General features: G+C 56.2%; 17 protein-coding genes and 1 tRNA gene. 12 read left to right on the forward strand and 6 right to left on the reverse strand.

Translation table 11 applies throughout. The features are described 5' to 3' along the window. Positions 1-23 precede the first annotated feature (23 nt). Genes GGR95_RS05235 through GGR95_RS05245 form a run of 3 tightly spaced genes read left to right on the forward strand, consistent with a single transcriptional unit; the run spans position 24 to position 3,296 of the window. Positions 24-956, forward strand: a complete 933-nt coding sequence (locus GGR95_RS05235) for an NAD-dependent epimerase/dehydratase family protein (protein ID WP_184563507.1) — start codon at positions 24-26, stop codon at positions 954-956. A gap of 56 nt (positions 957-1,012) precedes the next feature. After that, entirely contained in the window at positions 1,013-2,125 is a 1,113-nt protein-coding gene (locus GGR95_RS05240; protein WP_184563725.1) for an S-(hydroxymethyl)glutathione dehydrogenase/class III alcohol dehydrogenase, read from the forward strand. Between the two features lie 4 nt (positions 2,126-2,129). Further along, positions 2,130-3,296: a benzoate/H(+) symporter BenE family transporter gene (locus GGR95_RS05245; RefSeq protein ID WP_343042082.1), complete on the forward strand. Its 1,167-nt coding sequence runs from the start codon at positions 2,130-2,132 to the stop codon at positions 3,294-3,296. On the opposite strand, the gene GGR95_RS05250 is transcribed toward GGR95_RS05245, so the two are convergent. Then, positions 3,286-3,831 carry a TetR/AcrR family transcriptional regulator gene (locus tag GGR95_RS05250; protein ID WP_184563509.1) on the reverse strand — a complete coding sequence of 182 codons (546 nt, stop codon included), beginning with the start codon at positions 3,829-3,831 and terminating at the stop codon, positions 3,286-3,288. The two genes, GGR95_RS05245 and GGR95_RS05250, sit on opposite strands and share 11 nt — an antisense overlap. Positions 3,832-3,933: 102 nt before the next feature. Here GGR95_RS05250 and GGR95_RS05255 point away from each other — a divergent pair, with 102 nt between their 5' ends. The 8 genes from GGR95_RS05255 to GGR95_RS05290 all read left to right on the forward strand — a co-directional run bounded on the left by GGR95_RS05255 (position 3,934) and on the right by GGR95_RS05290 (position 13,078). Further along, the gene (locus GGR95_RS05255; RefSeq protein WP_184563511.1) at positions 3,934-4,707 is read left to right on the forward strand and encodes an SDR family NAD(P)-dependent oxidoreductase; all 774 of its coding nucleotides are present in this window, start codon (positions 3,934-3,936) and stop codon (positions 4,705-4,707) included. Positions 4,708-4,731: 24 nt separating this feature from the next. After that, entirely contained in the window at positions 4,732-5,190 is a 459-nt protein-coding gene (locus GGR95_RS05260) for a (2Fe-2S)-binding protein (RefSeq protein ID WP_184563513.1), read from the forward strand. A gap of 3 nt (positions 5,191-5,193) precedes the next feature. Beyond that, positions 5,194-7,434, forward strand: a complete 2,241-nt coding sequence (locus GGR95_RS05265) for a xanthine dehydrogenase family protein molybdopterin-binding subunit (RefSeq protein WP_184563515.1) — start codon at positions 5,194-5,196, stop codon at positions 7,432-7,434. Between the two features lie 152 nt (positions 7,435-7,586). Beyond that, positions 7,587-7,661: transfer RNA gene (locus GGR95_RS05270), tRNA-Gly, on the forward strand. 99 nt (positions 7,662-7,760) lie between these two features. After that, on the forward strand, positions 7,761-9,563 hold the full coding sequence (locus GGR95_RS05275; protein WP_184563517.1) for an ABC transporter transmembrane domain-containing protein: 1,803 nt from the start codon (positions 7,761-7,763) through the stop codon (positions 9,561-9,563). Positions 9,564-9,633: 70 nt separating this feature from the next. Continuing rightward, positions 9,634-10,065: a peptidoglycan-binding protein LysM gene (gene lysM, locus GGR95_RS05280; RefSeq protein WP_184563519.1), complete on the forward strand. Its 432-nt coding sequence runs from the start codon at positions 9,634-9,636 to the stop codon at positions 10,063-10,065. A 215-nt stretch (positions 10,066-10,280) separates the two neighbouring features. Next, on the forward strand, positions 10,281-12,158 hold the full coding sequence (locus GGR95_RS05285; RefSeq protein WP_184563521.1) for an acyl-CoA synthetase: 1,878 nt from the start codon (positions 10,281-10,283) through the stop codon (positions 12,156-12,158). Continuing rightward, positions 12,143-13,078: an alpha/beta hydrolase gene (locus GGR95_RS05290; protein WP_221384707.1), complete on the forward strand. Its 936-nt coding sequence runs from the start codon at positions 12,143-12,145 to the stop codon at positions 13,076-13,078. The genes GGR95_RS05285 and GGR95_RS05290 overlap by 16 nt, the downstream gene beginning before the upstream one ends. A 3-nt stretch (positions 13,079-13,081) precedes the next feature. Here the strand turns inward: GGR95_RS05290 and GGR95_RS05295 are convergent, their stop codons facing one another. Continuing rightward, positions 13,082-13,918: an alkaline phosphatase family protein gene (locus tag GGR95_RS05295; RefSeq protein ID WP_184563525.1), complete on the reverse strand. Its 837-nt coding sequence runs from the start codon at positions 13,916-13,918 to the stop codon at positions 13,082-13,084. Positions 13,919-14,059: 141 nt separating this feature from the next. On the opposite strand from GGR95_RS05295, the gene GGR95_RS05300 reads away from it, so the two are divergent. Next, positions 14,060-14,542, forward strand: a complete 483-nt coding sequence (locus tag GGR95_RS05300; RefSeq protein WP_184563527.1) for a thioredoxin family protein — start codon at positions 14,060-14,062, stop codon at positions 14,540-14,542. A 44-nt stretch (positions 14,543-14,586) separates the two neighbouring features. On the opposite strand, the gene GGR95_RS05305 is transcribed toward GGR95_RS05300, so the two are convergent. From GGR95_RS05305 to GGR95_RS05320, 4 genes are read right to left on the reverse strand one after another with little or no spacing between them, the layout of a single operon-like run. After that, positions 14,587-16,224, reverse strand: a complete 1,638-nt coding sequence (locus GGR95_RS05305) for an ABC transporter ATP-binding protein (protein ID WP_184563530.1) — start codon at positions 16,222-16,224, stop codon at positions 14,587-14,589. Further along, on the reverse strand, positions 16,221-17,036 hold the full coding sequence (locus tag GGR95_RS05310) for an ABC transporter permease (RefSeq protein WP_184563532.1): 816 nt from the start codon (positions 17,034-17,036) through the stop codon (positions 16,221-16,223). The genes GGR95_RS05305 and GGR95_RS05310 overlap by 4 nt, the downstream gene beginning before the upstream one ends. Continuing rightward, positions 17,033-17,989, reverse strand: coding sequence for an ABC transporter permease (locus GGR95_RS05315; protein WP_184563534.1), 957 nt, complete (start codon positions 17,987-17,989; stop codon positions 17,033-17,035). The genes GGR95_RS05310 and GGR95_RS05315 overlap by 4 nt, the downstream gene beginning before the upstream one ends. Before the next feature lie 7 nt (positions 17,990-17,996). Then, the gene (locus tag GGR95_RS05320; protein ID WP_184563536.1) at positions 17,997-19,601 is read right to left on the reverse strand and encodes an ABC transporter substrate-binding protein; all 1,605 of its coding nucleotides are present in this window, start codon (positions 19,599-19,601) and stop codon (positions 17,997-17,999) included. Between the last annotated feature and the right edge of the window lie 18 nt (positions 19,602-19,619).

The following is a 19,619-nucleotide window of genomic DNA, read 5'->3' on the forward strand; positions in this document are numbered from 1 at the left end:
AACATCATTGAACGGAGCACATTATGACTAAAACAGTTCTCATCCTTGGCGCTAACGGGCGATTTGGCCGCGCAGCGACGCAGGCCTTTTCAGACGCTGGATGGAATGTGCGTGCCGCTACGCGCACCGCGCAGGGGGCCGCCATGCCACGGGTCAGCCGCGTGGCGTGTGATGTTACCGTCCGTGCGGCGGTCATAAGCGCCGCACAAGGCGTGGATGTGATCGTGCATGCGGCGAACCCGATTTATCCGCAATGGGCCCAATTGGTGCCCACTCATACGGCCAATATTATCGCGGCGGGGCTTGCCAGCGGGGCCACAGTGATGATCCCCGGTAACGTTTATAACTTCGGTGAAAATGCCGATGTGGTGTTGAACGAGGCAAATGCATTTGCGCCGACCACCAAAAAAGGCGCATTGCGGGTGACAATGGAACGCTGTTTTGAGGATGCGGCGCAGCAGGGGTTGCGCACGATCATCCTGCGCGGCGGTGATTATCTGGAGCGGGAAAAAAGCGGAAACTGGTTTGATAGCCAAATTGGCAATAAGGCCCATCGTGGTAAATTCACCTATCCGGGCAGTATGGATGTGGTGCATGCATGGGCCTATCTTCCTGATATGGCGCGGGCGATGGTTGGTCTCGCAGAGAAACGCGATACATTTGCACCCTTTGTGAGCTTCGGGTTTGAGGGCTACAGCCTGACGGGGACGCAATTGAAAGACGCCGTTGCACAGGCCGTGGGACGATCACTAACAGTGGGTCAAATTCCATGGTGGCTGTTGCGTGTTATGTCCGTATTCAGCCCGATGATGCGCGAAGTGCTCGAGATGCGCTATCTGTGGAATACGCCGCACCGTGTGGATGGTAGCGCGCTGCACGCAACCCTGCCGGATTTCATCCCGACTCCGCTTGCCGAAGCCATGGCAGATGTCATGGCCCCCTCTCGATCGGCTTGACAAAAGGGGCCTGTGAGGGTCCCTTGGCTGCAACATATTTCAGGAGAACCCTCATGATGAAAACCCGTGCCGCTGTCGCAGTTGAAGCAGGAAAGCCACTAGAGATCATGGAGGTGAACCTTGAAGGCCCAAAGCGCGGCGAGGTTCTTGTCGAGATCAAGGCAACGGGATTGTGCCACACGGATGAATTCACCCGTTCTGGGGATGATCCAGAAGGCATTTTTCCCTGCATCCTTGGCCATGAAGGGGCGGGGATTGTGATGGAAGTGGGGGAAGGCGTGACCACGCTTGAGGTCGGTGATCACGTGATCCCGCTCTACACCCCAGAGTGCCGTGAATGCGAATATTGCCTGAGCGGTAAAACCAACCTGTGTCAGGCGATCCGCATCACCCAAGGGCGGGGTCAATTGCCCGACGGCACCACACGTTTCTCTATGTTGGATGGCACGCCGATCCATCACTATATGGGCTGCTCTACCTTCGCCAACCACACGGTTGTGCCAGAAATTGCGCTGGCCAAAGTTCGCAAAGACGCACCGTTTGATAAAATATGCTACATTGGTTGCGGTGTGACCACGGGCATCGGCGCGGTGATCAACACCGCCAAAGTCGAGATCGGCGCGCGTTGCGTTGTCTTTGGCTTGGGTGGTATCGGGTTGAACGTGATCCAAGGTCTGCGCCTTGCAGGGGCCGACCAGATTGTTGGCGTGGATTTGAACGACGACAAAGAAGAAACAGGCCGTTATTTTGGCATGACCGATTTTGTGAACCCTACAAAAATTGACGGCGATATCGTCGATCATTTGGTTGAGCTGACCAAAGGCGGTGCAGACTACACTTTTGATGCCACCGGCAACACCAAAGTCATGCGTCAGGCGCTTGAGGCGGCGCATAAAGGCTGGGGCGAAAGCATCATCATCGGCGTGGCTGCAGCGGGTGCTGAAATCTCGACCCGTCCGTTCCAATTGGTCACAGGCCGCGTCTGGCGCGGGACTGCCTTTGGCGGGGCCAAGGGCCGTACGGATGTGCCGAAAATTGTGGATTGGTACATGAGCGGCAAGATCGAGATCGACCCGATGATCACTCATAAGCTCACACTTGATCAGATTAACGAAGGCTTTGATCTGATGCATCAGGGTAAATCCATTCGTGCCGTAGTCGAGTTCTGATCGGGTGATCAGCCTGAGGCATATCGCAACGGGTTTGGTCGTTGCGATTGTGGGTTTCTTCGGGACGTTCCCGATTGTGATCCAAGGTCTGAGCGCGGTGGGGGCCAGCCCATCGCAAGCCTCGGCAGGGTTGATGGCGTCAGCCATGGCTATGGGCCTTGCCGCCATCGGGCTGAGCCTGTTTTACCGCATGCCGATCAGTGTGGCGTGGTCCACTCCAGGCGCGGCGTTGCTGGCGGTGAGTGTTGCTCCGCAGGGCGGGTTTTCGACGGCCATCGGCGCGTTTATTGTGGCGGGTGTGCTGACCCTTGCGGCGGGGCTGGTTCGGCCATTGGGCCGTGCGGCGGCGGCAATTCCCGCCAATCTGGCGCAGGCGATGCTGGCAGGGGTGTTGCTGCCGATCTGCCTTGTGCCTTTTTCGGCTTTGCCCCAGCTCCCTTATTTTATTGGTCCGATCATTGGCGCGTGGATCGTGGGCGCATTGGTGCACAAGCTGGCGGCGGTCCCTGCGGCGCTGATAATGACGGGTATTCTGACGTTTTTGATGGGCGATATATCCGCGCTGGACGGTGCGGCGTTGGTGACTTTGCCCAAGTGGACCCTGCCGACGTTCTCGCTCACTGCGGCGATCAGCATTGGGGTGCCGTTGTTTATTGTGACGATGGCGACACAGAACGTGCCCGGCATCGCGATCCTGCGCAGCTATGGTTACACGCCACCGCCTGCTGCGCTGCTGACCACTGTTGGTGCAGGCAGCATCATCGCGGCGCCTTTTGGTGTGTTTTCAATCTGCGTGGCGGCGATCACCTCGGCGCTCTGCGCCAATGAAGACAGTGATCCCGACCCAGAGCGGCGCTATATGTCGGCGGTGATGGGCGGCGTGTTTTATTGCCTGTTCGGGCTGTGTGCGGGCGTGTTGACCGCTTTCGCCGCTGCGGTTCCGGCACTGGTGTTCGGGGCGTTGGCGGGGCTTGCTGTGTTGAACGTCATGGCAGGCGCATTGCGCGCGGCACTGATAGATGACCACGGGCGCGAAGCGGCGGTTTTAACCATCGCAGTCACGGCCTCGGGGATGAGTTTTGCGGGCATCGGTGCTGCGGTTTGGGGGCTACTGGCGGGGTTGCTCTTCTTTGGGTTGCTGACGATCCGCGCAGGGCTGACTAAACCGTAGGGGCCTTGTAAGAAATCGCAGCATTCAGCATGTGCCTGAGCTGGGCCTCGTATACGGGGCTTTCGCAGGGGGCTATACCACTTAGGAACATGGATTTTTCGGCAACAGTCATGCCCAAAATAGCCGCCATAAACAGCGCGGCACGCGGGCTGTCACCCAAGGCAGCTTCAATCCCCGTTTGCATTGCACTGTGCTGCGCCTCACGTACCAATGGCCCCACTTCTTCGTCCTGCGCGTTCATCAGTAGAAGATGCAGAATTGTGGGTTCGGGGCTGTCGCGGGGATGGCTGGTGAACAGATGCACGACCAAATCTACCAAGTCCTCTGGCCCATCGACCCGAGGAAACTCAAACGCGCCTTCTAATGTGGCCTCAAACAACCCTAATTTGCCCCCGAAATAGCGCGAAACCAGCGCCACATCCACGCCCGCCGCTTTGGCAATCTGGCGGAGTGTCACGTTGGAGTAGCCGTACCGCCACTGAAGCGCACGAGCGTTGTTTAACAGAGCTCCGCGTGTTTTCTCGGCTTTGGTCATGGGGTGTTTCTACTGTGTTGAAATGTGTTGTCAACGATTGTTGACTTTTGGCGTGGAGTACCTATTTGTGAATTTAATTAACCTTTGGCTCGGAGGCATACAATGTCCAATACGGCACTTATCACAGGCGCATCTTCGGGCATTGGCGCTGAATTTGCCCGTTATCATGCATCGAAAGGCGGCGATGTCGTTCTGACGGCACGCTCAGCTGATGCATTGCAAGCACTGGCGGCTGAGTTGACGGCGGCGCATGGCATCAAGGCGCATGTGTTTGCGGTTGATCTGGGCGCTGCAGAGGGTCCAGCCGCATTGATCAAGCAAATCACCGATGCGGGAATTGAGATTGATATTCTGATTAACAACGCCGGATTTGGGGGGCAAGGACGGCATATTGACCGCGCCCTTGAAGATGAACTGGGCATGATCGACCTTAACACCAAGGCACTTGTGGCGCTTTGCCATCATTTCGGTGGGGTTATGGCCAAACGGGGTACGGGGCGCATCCTCAATGTCGGCTCTACGGCGGGTTTCATGCCGGGGCCGCTACAGGCTGTCTATTTCGCGACCAAAGCTTTTGTCAAAAGCTTCTCCCTCGCGTTGGAGCATGAGCTGCGCAAACAGGGGGTGACTGTGACGCTGCTGGCTCCCGGCTATGTCGAAACAGCTTTTGCCGACCGTGCGGATTTGCGCGGCACCGATCTGGCGAAAGGTACTAAAACGCCTGCTTCGGTTGCGAAGCATGGTTATGATGCGATGTTGCGCGGTGATCTACTCACTGTGAACGAGGCAGGATTGGGCTTTGCGGTGAATTGGATCATCCCGCTGGCACCACGGCGGTTGGTGATGAAGATCATCGAACGCATGCAGGCCAAATAAGAAACACTCCGGAGGGAATAGGCGATGAAACTGAACGTAGATGGAAAATCCCATGAAGTGGATGTCGAAGACGATATGCCGTTGCTTTGGGTGTTGCGGGATGAATTGGGCATCACTGGCGTAAAATACGGTTGCGGCATTGCGCAATGTGGGGCGTGTACCGTCCATATCGATGGTGTTGCGGTGCGGTCGTGCCAAACGGCGGCAGGGGATGTCGACGGTGCAATCACAACCATTGAAGGTTTGGGAACGCCTGACGCCTTGCATGCGGTTCAGGACGCATGGATTACACATCAAGTGGCGCAATGTGGTTACTGCCAATCTGGGCAAATCATGCAAGCAGCCAGCCTGTTGGGCGAGAACACCGCTCCCACTGACGCCGAAATTGATGAGGCGATGGATGGTAATCTATGTCGCTGCGGAACCTATCCGCGCATCCGTGCCGCTGTTAAAACCGCCGCCGCCAAGCTGCAGGGAGCCTGACCCATGGGTAAGTTGAAAACAATTGCGCGACGTTCGTTTCTGATTGGATCGGCTGCCATTGTTGGCGGTGTGGCCTTTGGTGCTTATCTGGTCAAGCGCGATCCCGAAAACCCGTTGGCGCTGGATGCTACTGACGCGGATGCCGTGTTTAACCCATGGGTCAAGATCAACGCCGAAGGCATCACACTGGTCACGCCGCATACGGATTTGGGGCAGGGGGCTGCCTCCATGCAGGCGATGCTGATTGCCGAGGAACTGGATGTGAATCTGGATCAGGTTACCACCAGCTACGGGCGCCCTGCGGCGGCCTATTACAACACGGCGATGGCTGGCGAAGCAGTGCCGTTTCGCTCCAATGATGACAGCTTTGTCGCAGGGGTGGCGCGTAGTACGGTGGACGCTGTGATGAAAGTAATGGGCGCGCAGGTCACTGGCGGGTCCAGTTCGGTTACAGACAGCTATGAAAAACTGCGCCAAGCAGGGGCAATGGCCCGCGAAACCCTCAAAGCGGCAGCGGCTGCCGAGACAGGTTTGCCGATAAGCGATCTCAAGACCGAAGGCGGCGCGGTTGTGCTGCCTGATGGCACACGGATGGCCTATACCACCTTAGCTGCCAAAGCGGCACAGATGGACCTTGTGCAAGATGTCGCCTTGCGCGATCCATCGCAGTGGCGGTTGGTGGGCAAGCCTGTCCAGCGGATGGATGTTGTGGCAAAATCCACGGGCACCCAGACCTATGGGATTGATCTGAACATCGAGGGCATGGTGTTGGCTTCGGTGCGGATGAACCCGCGCAAAGGGGCGCCCATGCGCGGCTTTGATGCAACCGCAGCTGAAACGATGCGCGGTGTGTCGCAAATTGTCGCTCTGCCTTACGGCGTGGCCGTGGTTGCCGACAACACATGGCGCGCCTTTCGTGCGTTGGAGGAGATCGAGATTGACTGGGCCGAAGCGCCTTATCCAGCGGAGCAAGATGACCATTGGGCCGCTGTTGCTGCGTCCTTCACGCCTGATCGTTTGGATAAGGAATGGCGCAGCGACGGCGATGTAGAGGCGGCGTTTGAGGGGGCAGAGGTATTTGAAGCCGAATACCGCGCGCCTTATGTGGCCCACCAGCCGCTAGAGCCGCTCAGCGCTATTGTCAAAGTGACGGATGACCGTGTGGATATTTGGGCGGCGCATCAGATGCCAAGGTTTGTGCAACAACGAGTGGCCAAACGTCTGGAAATGGATGAGGAGCAAATCCACTTCCATAACCAATATGCAGGCGGGAGTTTTGGCCATCGGCTAGAGTTTATCAACATCGATGTTGCTGTTGATGTAGCGGATAAAATGCGCGGCACAGCTGTCAAAATGATCTTTCGTCGCGAAGAGGATTTCACACAGGATTTCACCCGCCAGATCGGCATGGCCCGTGGGCGCGGCGCGTTTGAGGGCGGTAAGATTACGGCGCTTGATCTGGAGATCGCAACGGTCTCATCCTCACGCTCGCAAATGGCGCGGCTTGGGTCGTCTGTGCCGGGACCAGATATGCAGATTGTAGCGGGCGCGTGGAACATGCGTTACAGCGTGCCAAACCTGCGTGTGCGGGGGTATGCGGTGCCGGAACTGGCGCCGACATCGTCTTGGCGCTCTGTCGGGGCATCGTCAGCTGGGTTCTTTGCCGAGAGCTTTCTGGATGAATTGATCCATGCGGCGGGCGCTGACCCGATGGAAGAACGCTTGCGTTTGGCCGATGATCCAGATGCCCGTGCTGTTCTTGAGGCGGTGGCCGAGATGTCAAACTGGGGCAGCCCGTTGGGGCCGCGCAAAGGGCGCGGCGTTGCCTTGGTCACCTCGTTTGGAGTGCCTGTGGCTGAAGTTGTTGAGGTCACGGATACGGATGACGGTATCAAAATTGACCGCGTCTGGCTGGCCGCAGAAGTGGGGCGTGTGGTTGATCCCGTCACCTTTGAGAATGTCGCCACGGGGGGCGTGATCTGGGCACTGGGCCATGCGATGAACTCCGAGATTACTTATTCGGACGGGCAGGCGGAGCAAGACAATTATCACCTCTCTGAGGGGATGCGCCTGCGTCAATGTCCTGTGATCGAAGTGCGTGCCTTGGAAAATAACCCGCATGTGCGCGGCATTGGGGAACCGCCTGTGCCGCCTGCCGCTGCTGCACTGGCCAATGCGATTTTTGCCGCTACAGGTACCCGCCTGCGCGACATGCCGTTCTTTAATACGGTTGATTTTGTTTAACTTACTCAAACTCTAAAGGGGGTCGCGCGTCGTTGCGGCCCTCTATGGACCTCGTATTAGAGGATTGAGCACCCAAAGTCGAAATTTCATGCACTGAAGTACGTCTGAACATCTTGACGCCCCAGCCGTGATGTCATACCCAATGATTGGTCGCGGGCGTTGTGTAATGGTTAAGACCTCAGTTTTCCAAACTGAAGATGAGGGTTCGATTCCCTCCGCCCGCTCCAAAATCCCCTTTTTGATCCTATAGATGCGACATTGCGGCGCTTGACCCCGCGCCATAGCCGCGCCACTAAGCGCTGCATAGATTTGAAAAAGGACAGCGCATGGCGGATACACCGACGCCCCCCCCTTCCACTACAGAAGAGCGTGAGCGTTCGCGCCGTATTGGTGCGCTTGGTGCGCTGTTGCCGTTTTTGCGGCCTTATCGTTTGCTTATGGCTGGCGCGTTAGTTGCTTTGGTTGCAACTGCGATGATATCATTGACGCTGCCGTTGGCGGTACGCCGTGTTGTCGATACGTTCAACAGCGGCGAAGCGCAGTTGCTGGATCAGTATTTCTTGGCTGCATTGGGGATCGCGGGTTTGTTGGCGATTGGGTCGGCGCTGCGCTATGCGTTGGTGACGCGTCTGGGCGAACGTGTGGTTGCGGATATCCGCAAGGCGACCTTTGACCGTGTGATCTCCATGAGCCCCGTGTTCTACGAAAGAATCATGACCGGCGAGGTCCTGAGCCGCATCACCACGGATACCACCTTGATCTTAAGTGTGATCGGATCGTCTGTTTCCATCGCCCTGCGCCATTTCCTGACGTTTGTGGGCGGATTGGCGTTGATGTTGCTGACATCGGCCAAACTGGCGGGGCTGGTGTTGCTGATTGTGCCCGCGGTTGTGTTGCCGATCCTGTTTCTTGGCCGTCGGTTGCGGGTGTTGAGCCGCGAAAATCAGGATTGGATTGCGGCCTCATCTGGCAATGCCTCCGAGAGTCTGAGCGCGGTACAAACTGTACAAGCCTTTACCCACGAACGTGCAAGCCGCGCCCAATTCGCACAGATGACCGAAAGTTCGTATGACGCAGCACGCCGCCGCATCCGCACCCGTGCGCTGCTGACCTCTATTATCATCTTCTTGGTGTTCTCTGGCGTGGTCGGCGTTTTATGGATTGGCGCGCGCGATGTCCGTGCCGAAGTCATGACCGTGGGCGCATTGGTGCAATTCTTGATCTATGCTGTGATGGTCGCTGGCGCTGTCGCTGCCATGTCCGAGATTTGGTCAGAACTGCAACGTGCCGCTGGGGCGACTGAGCGGTTGGTTGATCTGTTGGAAACTGTTGATCCGGTAACCGATCCGGCCACGGCCCAAACACTGGCAGAGCCTGTGCGCGGTCATATCCAGTTTGAGGATGTCGGTTTTCGCTACCCTGCGCGCCCAGATACGGCAGCACTGGATGGTGTGACGCTGGAAATCAAAGCGGGCGAAACCGTTGCCTTTGTCGGCCCGTCGGGGGCAGGTAAAACCACGATTATCCAGGTGATCTTGCGCTTTTATGATCCGCAATCGGGGCGGATTACCTTTGACGGCATTGACCTGCGCGATCTGAGTCGCGATGCATTTCGCCGTCAGATTGCCTTGGTGCCGCAAGACCCTGTGATTTTTGCCGCATCGGCGCGTGAAAACATCCGCTTTGGCCGCCCTGACGCAACTGACGCCGAGATCGAAGCCGCCGCACGTGCCGCCGCTGCGCATGAATTCATTTCTTCGCTTTCAGATGGCTATGACAGCTATCTTGGTGAACGTGGTGTGATGCTGTCTGGTGGTCAAAAGCAACGTATTGCCATTGCCCGTGCCATTCTGCGCGACGCACCTGTGCTGTTGCTGGATGAAGCCACCAGTGCGCTAGATGCCGAGAGCGAACGTGCGGTTCAGGCCGCTGTCGAGGAGCTGAGCGCAGATCGCACCACATTGATTGTGGCGCACCGTTTGGCCACGGTGAAAAAGGCCGACCGCATTGTCGTCTTAGAGGCGGGACGCATCATGGACACTGGCACCCATGAGGCACTTGTCGCGAAAGGGGGGCTTTATGCCCGTTTGGCGCGATTGCAGTTCACAGATGGTGCGCCAGAGGCGTAATTCCCTCTTGCGCCTTGGTGGCACAGGTTGGACTATCCACTTGTAACCAATCCATTCAGGGAGTTTTCAAATGGGTCTGTGGAATTTCGTAAAAGGTGCCGGCAAAAAAGTATTTGGCGGCGAAGATGCGGCAGAAGTGTCCGGCGCGGCACTGCAGGACGAATTGAAAGAACTGGGCCTTGATGCCGAAGGTCTGGACATCAAAGTTGACGGCGACAAAGTTACCGTAACGGGCAAAGCCGCCAGCCAGGAAATGCGTGAAAAAGTTATTCTGGCAGTGGGTAACGTTGAAGGTGTGGCCGCCGTTGAAGACGACGTAGAAGGCGGCGAAGGCGAGCCGACTTTCCACACTGTTGAAAAAGGCGATACACTTTGGGCCGTTGCGGAAAAAGCGCTGGGCAATGGCGCGCATTATGAAAAAATCTTTGAAGCCAACAAGCCAATGTTGAGCCACCCTGACAAAATCTACCCTGGTCAGGTTCTGCGCATCCCGACGCTTTAATATCTTGGCCGCATCCCGTAGAAAATTACGGGGTGCGGCCCTTTCGGCTGGTGCCGACATCCCCCATATAGCCAAGATCACGTTGACGTTGGGTCAATCTTCCGAATAATGCAGCGTTCTGGCCTATCGTTTGCTTGATGTATGGCATCGAGGACGTCATCGTAGAGTATCAAATACGTTAACCGCAAAAGCGGTAGCACTCGGGAGGAAGAAAAATGGGATTTTCAGGTATTGCGGATCGTGATGCAATCGAAGCAGAGAGCGCGTGGGAAGACCGCGATTTGCACAAAACGCTTTATGGCATGCTTTCAGCGACAACAGCCAAGTTTCCAAATAGAAAAGCCGTCAGCTACCAATTGTTGTCTGGCCCTACGGATTTCGCAGAAACACTCACATGGCAGCAGTTTCACGATAAATCCGTCCAAGCGGCGAACCTTTTTCGTGGCCTAGGTATTGGCCCCAAAGATGTCGTGGCCTTCATTCTTCCCAACACCAATGAAACAGCGATCACGCTGATTGGTGGCGCAATTGCAGGTATTGTTAATCCGATCAACCCGTTGCTGGAGCCTGAGCAAATCGGTGCGATCCTGCGCGAGACAAATGCCACGGTGGTTGTCACCCTGCGCCCGTTCCCTAAGGCGGACATCGCTGACAAAGCCGCCGAGGCTGTAGCGCTTGCTCCGAATGTGAAGACGGTTCTGGAAGTGGATTTACACCGCTACCTGACGGGGCTGAAAAAGCTGATCGTACCTTTGGTTCGCCCGAAACGTAGCGCGCAAAACCATGCGACTTACATGAACTTTAACGCCGAAATGGACAAGCAGCCGAAAACTTTGCAGTTTGAAGACCCGCAAGAAGACCGCGTGGCCTTCTATTTCCACACGGGTGGCACGACGGGTATGCCCAAAGTGGCGCAGCATCTCTATTCTGGAGTTATCTACAACGGTTGGACGGCGAACCGCCTGCTCTACACTGAAAATGACGTTGCGATTTGCCCACTGCCATTGTTCCACGTGATGGCCTGCCACTCGGTCTTTATGGGCGTGCTGCATTCGGGCGCACATATGATCTTGCCAACGCCGCAAGGGTATCGCGGTGAAGGCGTGTTTGATAATTTCTGGAAGCTCTGCGAACGCTGGAAAGTTACCTTTATTATCACAGTGCCGACCGCCATTTCGGCAATGATGCAGCGTCCTGTCAATGCAGACTTGTCCACAGTGAAAACGGCGTTTTCAGGTTCAGCACCGTTGCCGCAAGAACTGTTCAAGCGGTTTGAAAAAGCCACTGGCATCACCATCGTTGAGGGCTATGGCCTGACCGAAGCGACGGTTCTGGTGTCATGTAACCCAGTTGATGGCCTGCGCAAAGTCGGCTCCATCGGGGTTGAATTCCCATATACCAAGGTACGCATCATCAAAGGCACGCCTGACGGACCGATTGACGCAGGCGTTGACGAGATCGGCGAAATCTGCGTCTCGAACCCCGGTGTTTTTGCGGGCAATACCTATACAGAAGCCGCGAAAAACAAAGACCTCTACTATGACACCAAATTCTTGCGCACAGGTGATCTGGGCCGCAAGGACGAGGATGGCTATATCTGGATCACGGGCCGCGCAAAAGATTTGATCATTCGCGGCGGTCACAACATCGACCCTGCCGAGATCGAAGAAGCCCTGTTGGGCCATGAGGCTGTCGCCTTCGCGGGGGCCATTGGCCAACCTGATGCCCATGCCGGCGAAGTGCCTTGCGCCTTTGTTGAGCTGGTAGGCGGTGCCACGGTGACCGAAGAAGAGCTGTTGGCATTTGCTAAAAAGCACGTGCACGAAAAAGCTGCGCATCCAAAGCACATGACCATCATGAGCGAGCTGCCCAAGACCGCAGTGGGTAAAATCTTTAAACCCGATCTGCGGCGCATGGCGATCACCCGTGTCTTTGACGGGGCATTGGAAAAAGCGGGCGTAGCTGCGCGTGTGGATCATGTGATTGATGATAAAAAGCGGGGTCTTGTTGCGATGATCGCAATGAATGGCGCGGATCAAACTGCGGTTGGCGCAGTGCTGGGCGACTTCATCAACCAATGGGACGCTGTGTGAGCGTGACAGACTATAGCCTGCTCCTCGATGACGAGGTGCGGGCCTATATCGCGCGGGGGGCAGAGTTCTATCCCCCCGATGCGGTCAATTTGACGATCATTCAACAGCGTGCAGTCTATGACGATATGTGCGCCGCCTTTCATGCGGGTCGCCCTGAGGGCGTACAAACATGGGATGAACCCTATGGCGGCGTGCCGTGTCGTCGCTATGAGGTTGGCCCATCGGATGTAACGCTGATCTATTACCACGGCGGCGGGTTTGTCGTTGGGGGCTTGCACAGCCATGATGACGTCTGTGCAGAGCTATGTGCGCGGACAGGGGCGCGGGTGATCTCGGTTGATTACGGGCTGGCGCCTGAAACGGTGTTTCCTGCCTGCTACAACGATGCAAAATCAGCCTTTGATGCCATATCCCAAACCTACACAGGTAAAATCCTGATGGCGGGAGACAGTGCGGGCGGCAATCTGGCGGCTGCGGTGACCCATCATGCACGTGACCGCATTGCTGGCGTGGTGCTGATCTATCCGGGGTTGGGCGGGGATCCCACACGTGGCAGCTATATCACTCACGCAAATGCGCCCGAGTTGAACACACGCGATATGGAATTTTATAAAACCGTGCGAACAGGCGGGGCCGTGCCACCGGTGGGTGATGCGCGGTTTGCGCCTCTGCACGATACGAATTTCTGGGGCCTGCCGCCCACGGTGATCGTAACTGCGCAATGTGATCCATTGTCCAGTGACGGCGAAACCTACCGCGACGCGATCACTGCGGCGGGCGGCCAAGCTGTCTGGTTTGAAGAGGCAGGTCTGGTGCACGGCTGTTTGCGCGCCCGCACCATGAGCAAGCGCGGGGCGGCGTTTTTTGACCGTGTGGCAGATGCGGCCAGCGCATTGTCGCGGGGCGACTGGCCGTATTAGGCCCTAGCGCAGGAAACTGCCCGCTTTCATCGTGTCAGGCACGGGGGCGCCCAGACGGCTCAGGATGGTTGGCGCAAGTTGGAGTTGGTCAATAACCTGATCGGCCTCTGGGCCTTCTGCGTCACCAAAGTAATATAACGCTGCCTCTTGCTGTAACGGATCGCGTCCGCCGTGGTGCCCACGTGCGTCTTGGCCGTGATCTGCCGTAACAATCACCTCATAGCCCGCTGCGCGCCATTTCGGGATGAAAGGGGCCAGCATTTCGTCCATGACGAAACAGGCATGATCCATTTCCTGACAGTCGTGGAAAAACCGATGGCCCATACTGTCGAGTGTGCAGGTGTGCAGCATACCATAGTTAAGGCCAAAACGCATGCACATGTTGGACAGTGTCGCAAAGAGATCAACGTCAGAGGGGGTCATCTGGTTGGCCGCGCCATAGCCTGTCATCGTGTGGAAACGGCCATGGTTGATGGTGCTGCTGTCGGGTTCGTCATATTCGATGTCACGCACGTAATCGAAGGGATGGCGATTAAAAAACTCGGACCAGAAGCTGTGAGCGACGGCCCCGGTAATGCCGCCGCCTTTGCGCACTTGGGCAAAGACATCTGGCTGGCTGAGGCGGAACACATTGCCGTTGCCCGTACAGCCATGCACCGCAGGGGCCACACCTGTATGGATAGACGCGTAACAAGACGCCGAGATCGACGGCAAAACCGAACGCATTTTCCAGACCCGCGCATCGCCGCTGTCCACCCAACCCTCCAGATTGCCAAAAAGACGCCGCCAATTCCGGTAGGGAACACCGTCTAGGATGATCAAAAGAAGTTTCTTATCCATGTTTCTACCCGTCCTATCGTTTGGGCGTACACAACGGCAAACAGTGCTGTAGCGCAAGGGTAAGCACACCAAATTGTGAGGCCCCTTTTCCAGAGATTTGAGATAGCAGGCAGGCTGGACCGCATCGGCAGGAGAGTTTCAATGGCAGCCAAAGGTAACAAACGCAAACAACAACAGGCCCTCAAACAGGCTGACACGTCCAAGGCAGCCATGACGCGGCGTAGGCTGTTGACATGGGGCGGCGCGGCGGTGGTCGGTGCAGCAGTGCTTGGTGCAGGCGGTATTTGGGCTGTTGGGTCATTTAACCGTTCACTTGAGGAACATGACCTGAGCCGCATCGGGCAGGGGCAACCAACCGTGGTTCAGATCCACGATCCGCAATGCCCGCTGTGCACTGCGCTACAGCGCGAGACACGCAAGGCGCTGGCACGGATGGAAGGCACGCCGCCAGTCTATCTGATTGCTGATGTGACACGGACCGAGGGCGCTGTGTTTGCACAACGGCACAACGTTCAGCATGTGACTTTGATGTTGTTTGATGGTCAAGGCAACCGTGTCGAAACGCTGACTGGTCCCCGTAAGCGGGATGAATTGACTGAGGTTTTTGCACGCCATACGCGATAGGGTGGTGCAGGCAAGGGGATGAAACCTTGCCTGCGGCCATTTGTTTAGTTGCCCGCAGCTTCCATCTTGCGGGTGGCAATTGTCTCTTCGAGCCAGCCAATCCGCATTTCGGGAACCGAGCTGAGCAGCAGGTCGGTATAATCGTCAAATGGCGGTGCCAGCACTTGGGATTTCGGGCCGTAGCGCACGATTTTACCCTGAAACATCACCGCGATGCTGTCTGCAATGGCCTTTACGGTTGCCAGATCATGGGTGATGAACAAATAGGCTACGTCCTCGACCTTTTGCAGGCGCAACAGCAGCTTGAGGATGCCATCCGCCACCAGCGGATCAAGTGCACTTGTCACCTCGTCACAGATGATCAGCTTGGGCTTGGCGGCCAGCGCACGGGCGATACAGACACGCTGTTTCTGCCCGCCTGACAATTCGGCAGGATAGCGATCTTGGAAGCCTTCGCCCAACTCGATCTCATCCAGCAGTTGTTGGATACGTTTCTGTTTTTCCTTGCCCTTGAGGCCAAAGTAGAACTCCAATGGCCGCCCGATGATAGTGCCAACGGTCTGGCGCGGATTCATCGCAGTGTCGGCCATCTGATAGATCATTTGCAATTCGCGCAGATCGTCCAGAGGGCGTGTTGCCAGATCAGGCGTCAGGGTGCGGCCATCAAAGGTCAATGTCCCCTCGGATGGGGGCAAAAGGCCGGTGATGACCCGCGCCAGCGTGGACTTTCCCGACCCGCTTTCGCCCACAACGGCCAATGTTTGGCCTGCGTGCAATTCCACGTCGATGTCTTTGAGGACATCAAAGTTGGTCCCTGAATACCGCGCCGTGATGCCTTCCACCTTCAGGAGGGGCGTTTGGCCTGGTTCTTTTTCGACATGTTTGATCGAGCGCACAGAAACCAATGCTTGGGTGTATTCTTCTTTCGGGGCATTGATGATTTGATCAACGCTGCCGTATTCCACCATCGCGCCTTGCTGTAGCACCATGATGTGATCGCTCACTTGCGCCACAACCGCCAGATCATGGGTGATATACAGTGCAGCAACACCTGTATCTCGGATCGCCGTTTTGATCGCTTTGAGCACGTCAATCTGGGTGGTCACATCCAACGCGGTTGTAGGCTCGTCAAAAACGACAAGGTCGGGCTGGGGGCAGAGCGCCAGCGCGGTCATGCAGCGTTGTAGCTGGCCGCCTGACACCTGATGCGGATAACGCGACCCGATGTTTTCAGGATCGGGCAGGCCCAACTTCTCAAACAGGCCAACAGCGCGTTCTTCGGCTTCTTTCTTGGTGAATTTGCCGTGGCTGATTGCAGCTTCGGTCACTTGCTCCATGATCCGCTTGGCAGGGTTAAAGGAGGCTGCCGCGGATTGTGAAACATAGGTCACTTCGCCGCCGCGCAAACTGCGTTTGTCAGCCATGCGCGATTTCAGAATGTCGCGCCCGTTCAGCCAGACTTCTCCGCCTGTCAGCTCTACTCCGCCGCGTCCATAGGACAAAGCAGCAAGGCCGATGGTTGATTTCCCCGCACCAGATTCCCCGATAAGGCCCAGTACCTTACCGGCTTCCAGATCAAAATCGACGCCATGTACAATTTCAATATCGCGGGATTTTTCACCCGGTGGATAGATCGTCGCGCCTATTTTCAGGCCGCGTACTTTGAGCAGTGGTTCAGTCATCCCCGACCGCCTTTCAGTGATGTGGTGCGGCCTAAAATCCAGTCAGCCACAAGGTTGATGGAGATACACAAAGTTGCGATTGCATAGGCTGGATAAAGCGCCGCTTGAATGCCGTAATTTATGCCCTCTTTGTTTTCTTTCACGATGCCACCCCAGTCGGCTTGTGGGGGTTGTACGCCCAAGCCGAGGAACGACAGGGTCGAGACAAATAGAACCATAAAGATAAAGCGCAGGCCAACTTCGGCGACCAGTGGTGATAGCGCGTTTGGCAGTGTCTCGCGGAAGATGATCCAGCCGATTTTTTCGCCCCGCAGGCGGGCGGCTTCGACGTAATCCATCACGGTTATGTCTACGGCCACAGCGCGGGCAAGGCGGAACACACGGGTGCTGTCCAGCAAGCCCATCAACAATATCAATGTGAGAATTGTTGTTGGCATGACCGAGAGAACCACAAGCGCGAAGATGAGCGAAGGGATCGACATAACAAGGTCAATAAAGCGGCTAAGGACCTGATCCACCCAACCACCCGATACAGCGGCAAAGAAGCCTAGCGTGGCCCCTGTGACAAAGCTAAGGACCGTGGCGGCGGTGGCGATGAAGATGGTTGTACGCCCGCCCCAGATCATACGTGACAGCAGGTCACGGCCAATGCTGTCAGTGCCGAGCAGGAACTCGGAGGAGGAGGGCTCCCAAACATCGCCCACCACTTCGGCCATGCCGTAGGGCGCTATAAAGGGTGCAAAGATCGCGCAGAAGAAAAAGACAGAAGTGAAGAAGAGCCCAACAAGGGCGGCGGGAGGAATACGCATCATTTGGGGTGCCTCAACCTTGGGTTCGTGATGATAGAGACAATATCAGCGACCAGATTCAGCCCGATATAGACCGCAGCGAAGATGAGACCCACGGCTTGCACCACTGGCACATCGCGTTTTGTCACATGATCGACCAGATATTGGCCCATGCCAGGGTAGGCAAAAACAACCTCAACCACGACAACACCAACCACCAGATAGGCCATGTTGATCATCACAACGTTTACAATAGGGGCAACCGCATTTGGAAAAGCATGCGTGCGGATGATTTTGAGCATCCCCAAGCCTTTCAGTTCTGCGGTCTCAATGTAGGCGGATTGCATCACGTTCAGGATCGCCGCACGGGTCATCCGCATCATATGCGCAAGAACAACAAGGGTAAGTACAATCACAGGGATGGCAATCGCGTTTAACTTTTCAAGCAAGCTCATGGAGTCGTTCAGGATGGCGACAGAAGGGAACCAGCGCAGTTTGACCGCGAGCCAGTACATCAGGATGTAACCGAGCATGAATTCGGGGATCGAAATAGTGGTCAATGTCACCGCTGAGATCAGTTTGTCTGGCCATTTGTCTTTGTAGCGGACGGCCAACAGGCCGAGGAACAAGGCCAAAGGGACTGATACCACTGCAGCCCAAAAGGCGAGGAACATGGTGTTTTTCAAACGTCCGCCGATGCTTTCGGCGATGTCGCGGCCATTGGTGAGGGCGGTGCCAAGGTCACCTTGAAGCACGCCGCCCAGCCAGTTGAAATAACGGGCCACGGGTGGGTCATTCAGCCCCAGCTCTGCGCGCAAGTTTGCGAGGCTTTCGGGGGTGGCCCCTTGACCGAGAATTTGTTGCGCCACATCGCCGGGCAACATCGTGGTGCCTGCAAAGATAAGGACGGACGCGGCGAAGAGGAGCAGGATGCCCAGCGCGAGGCGCTGGGCAACCAGAGTTACAATGGGGTGCATGATCCGATCACGCCTTCCAAGTGTTCTTAAACGCATACCAGTTCATCAACGAAGCATTTGGATCGTCGTTATAACCTTGCACTTCGCTGGAGATTGCATCGACATAGTCGTTGAACATTGGCACAATCACCCCCCCTTCTTCGTTTATCATGCGACCCATTTTGGAATAGATTTCCTTGCGCTTTGCAGGGTCAAGCTCGGCACGGGCTTCTAGAAGCATCGCGTCGAAGTCATCGCGTTTCCAACGGGTGTCGTTCCAGTCTGCTGTAGAGAGGTAAGCGGTAGAGTACATTTGGTCCTGTACAGGTCGCCCGCTCCAATATGAGCAAGAGAACGGCTGAACGTTCCAGACTTCGGACCAGTAGCCATCGTTTGGTTCACGTTTAATTTCCAGCGGAATGCCCGCAGCCTGACACGACTGCTGGTACAATGCTGCTGCATCTACGGCACCGGGGAAGGCACCATCGGCGGTCCGCAGGATGATGGAGCTGCCGTCGTGACCTGATTTTTTGTAGTGTTCAGCGGCTTTTTCCAGATTGAATTCGCGCTGCGGGATTGTGTCGTCAAACAGTGGATAGGCTGCGTTGACTGGCATGTCGTTGCCAATTGTGCCGTATCCTTGCAAGATTTTATCGACCATTTCCTGACGGTTAACCGCATATTTCAGGGCCAGACGCAGATCATTGTTGTCAAACGGTGTTGTGTCAACGTGGGCGATGAATACATAGTGGCCACGGCCTGCAATGTTACGTACTTGCAGATTTGGGGCGCGGTCCATCAATTTGGCGATCTTTGGTTCAACGCCATTGATGACATCCACCTGACCCGATTGCAGCGCAGCGGTGCGTGCCGTTGCATCGTTCAACACAATGATTTCGATGTTATCGTAATGGGCCACTTCTTCTTGTGTGCCGCCCCAATAATCATCGCGACGTTTGGCTGTGGTGCGCACACCCGGTTCGTCGGTTTCCAAGACGTATGCACCAGTGCCGATTGCAGCGTTCGGATTGTCAAAGCCGCCATCGGGTTGGATCATCAGGTGATAGTCAACCAGCAGATAGGGAAGGTCGGCATTGCCGATCTTCAGCGTGACTTCGAAAATGTCATCGCCATCGGTGCGCATGCTCTCGATGTTTCTCATGATGCCCAAGGCACCGGATTTTGAATCTTCGTTCGAGTGGCGCTCCATCGTGCGCAGTGCGTCTTGAGCGGTTACAACTTGGCCGTTGGAGAATTTGATGCCTTCGCGGATTTTAAAGCGCCAGACTTTTGCGTCTGAGGAGCCTTCCCAGCTTTCTGCGACCAGCCCAGACAGTTCACCGTTTGGGAGTTGGCGCAGCAGCGGTTCTGCCCAGAGACGGCCGATTGCCAGCGGGACGTGAGACGCCCAGAGCGCGGGATCTTGTGTGCTTGTGCTTTCGCCGCCAGTCAGACCCATGCGGAAGGTGCCGCCGACAACAGGTTTGGCTTCTTCGGCTTGTGCCGTGCTGGACAGCATCGCGTTTGCAACGGCGGCTGTCACGCCCAAGGCAGCGGCGCGTGAAATGAACTCGCGACGCGTTAAGGCGCCGCTCGCAACTTGTGTGCTGAGCTTCGTCAGTTGTTCGTTCATGGTAAGGATCTCCCAGTT

It is taken from the genome of Sulfitobacter undariae (genome assembly GCF_014196805.1).
GTDB classification, from domain to species: Bacteria; Pseudomonadota; Alphaproteobacteria; order Rhodobacterales; family Rhodobacteraceae; genus Sulfitobacter; species Sulfitobacter undariae.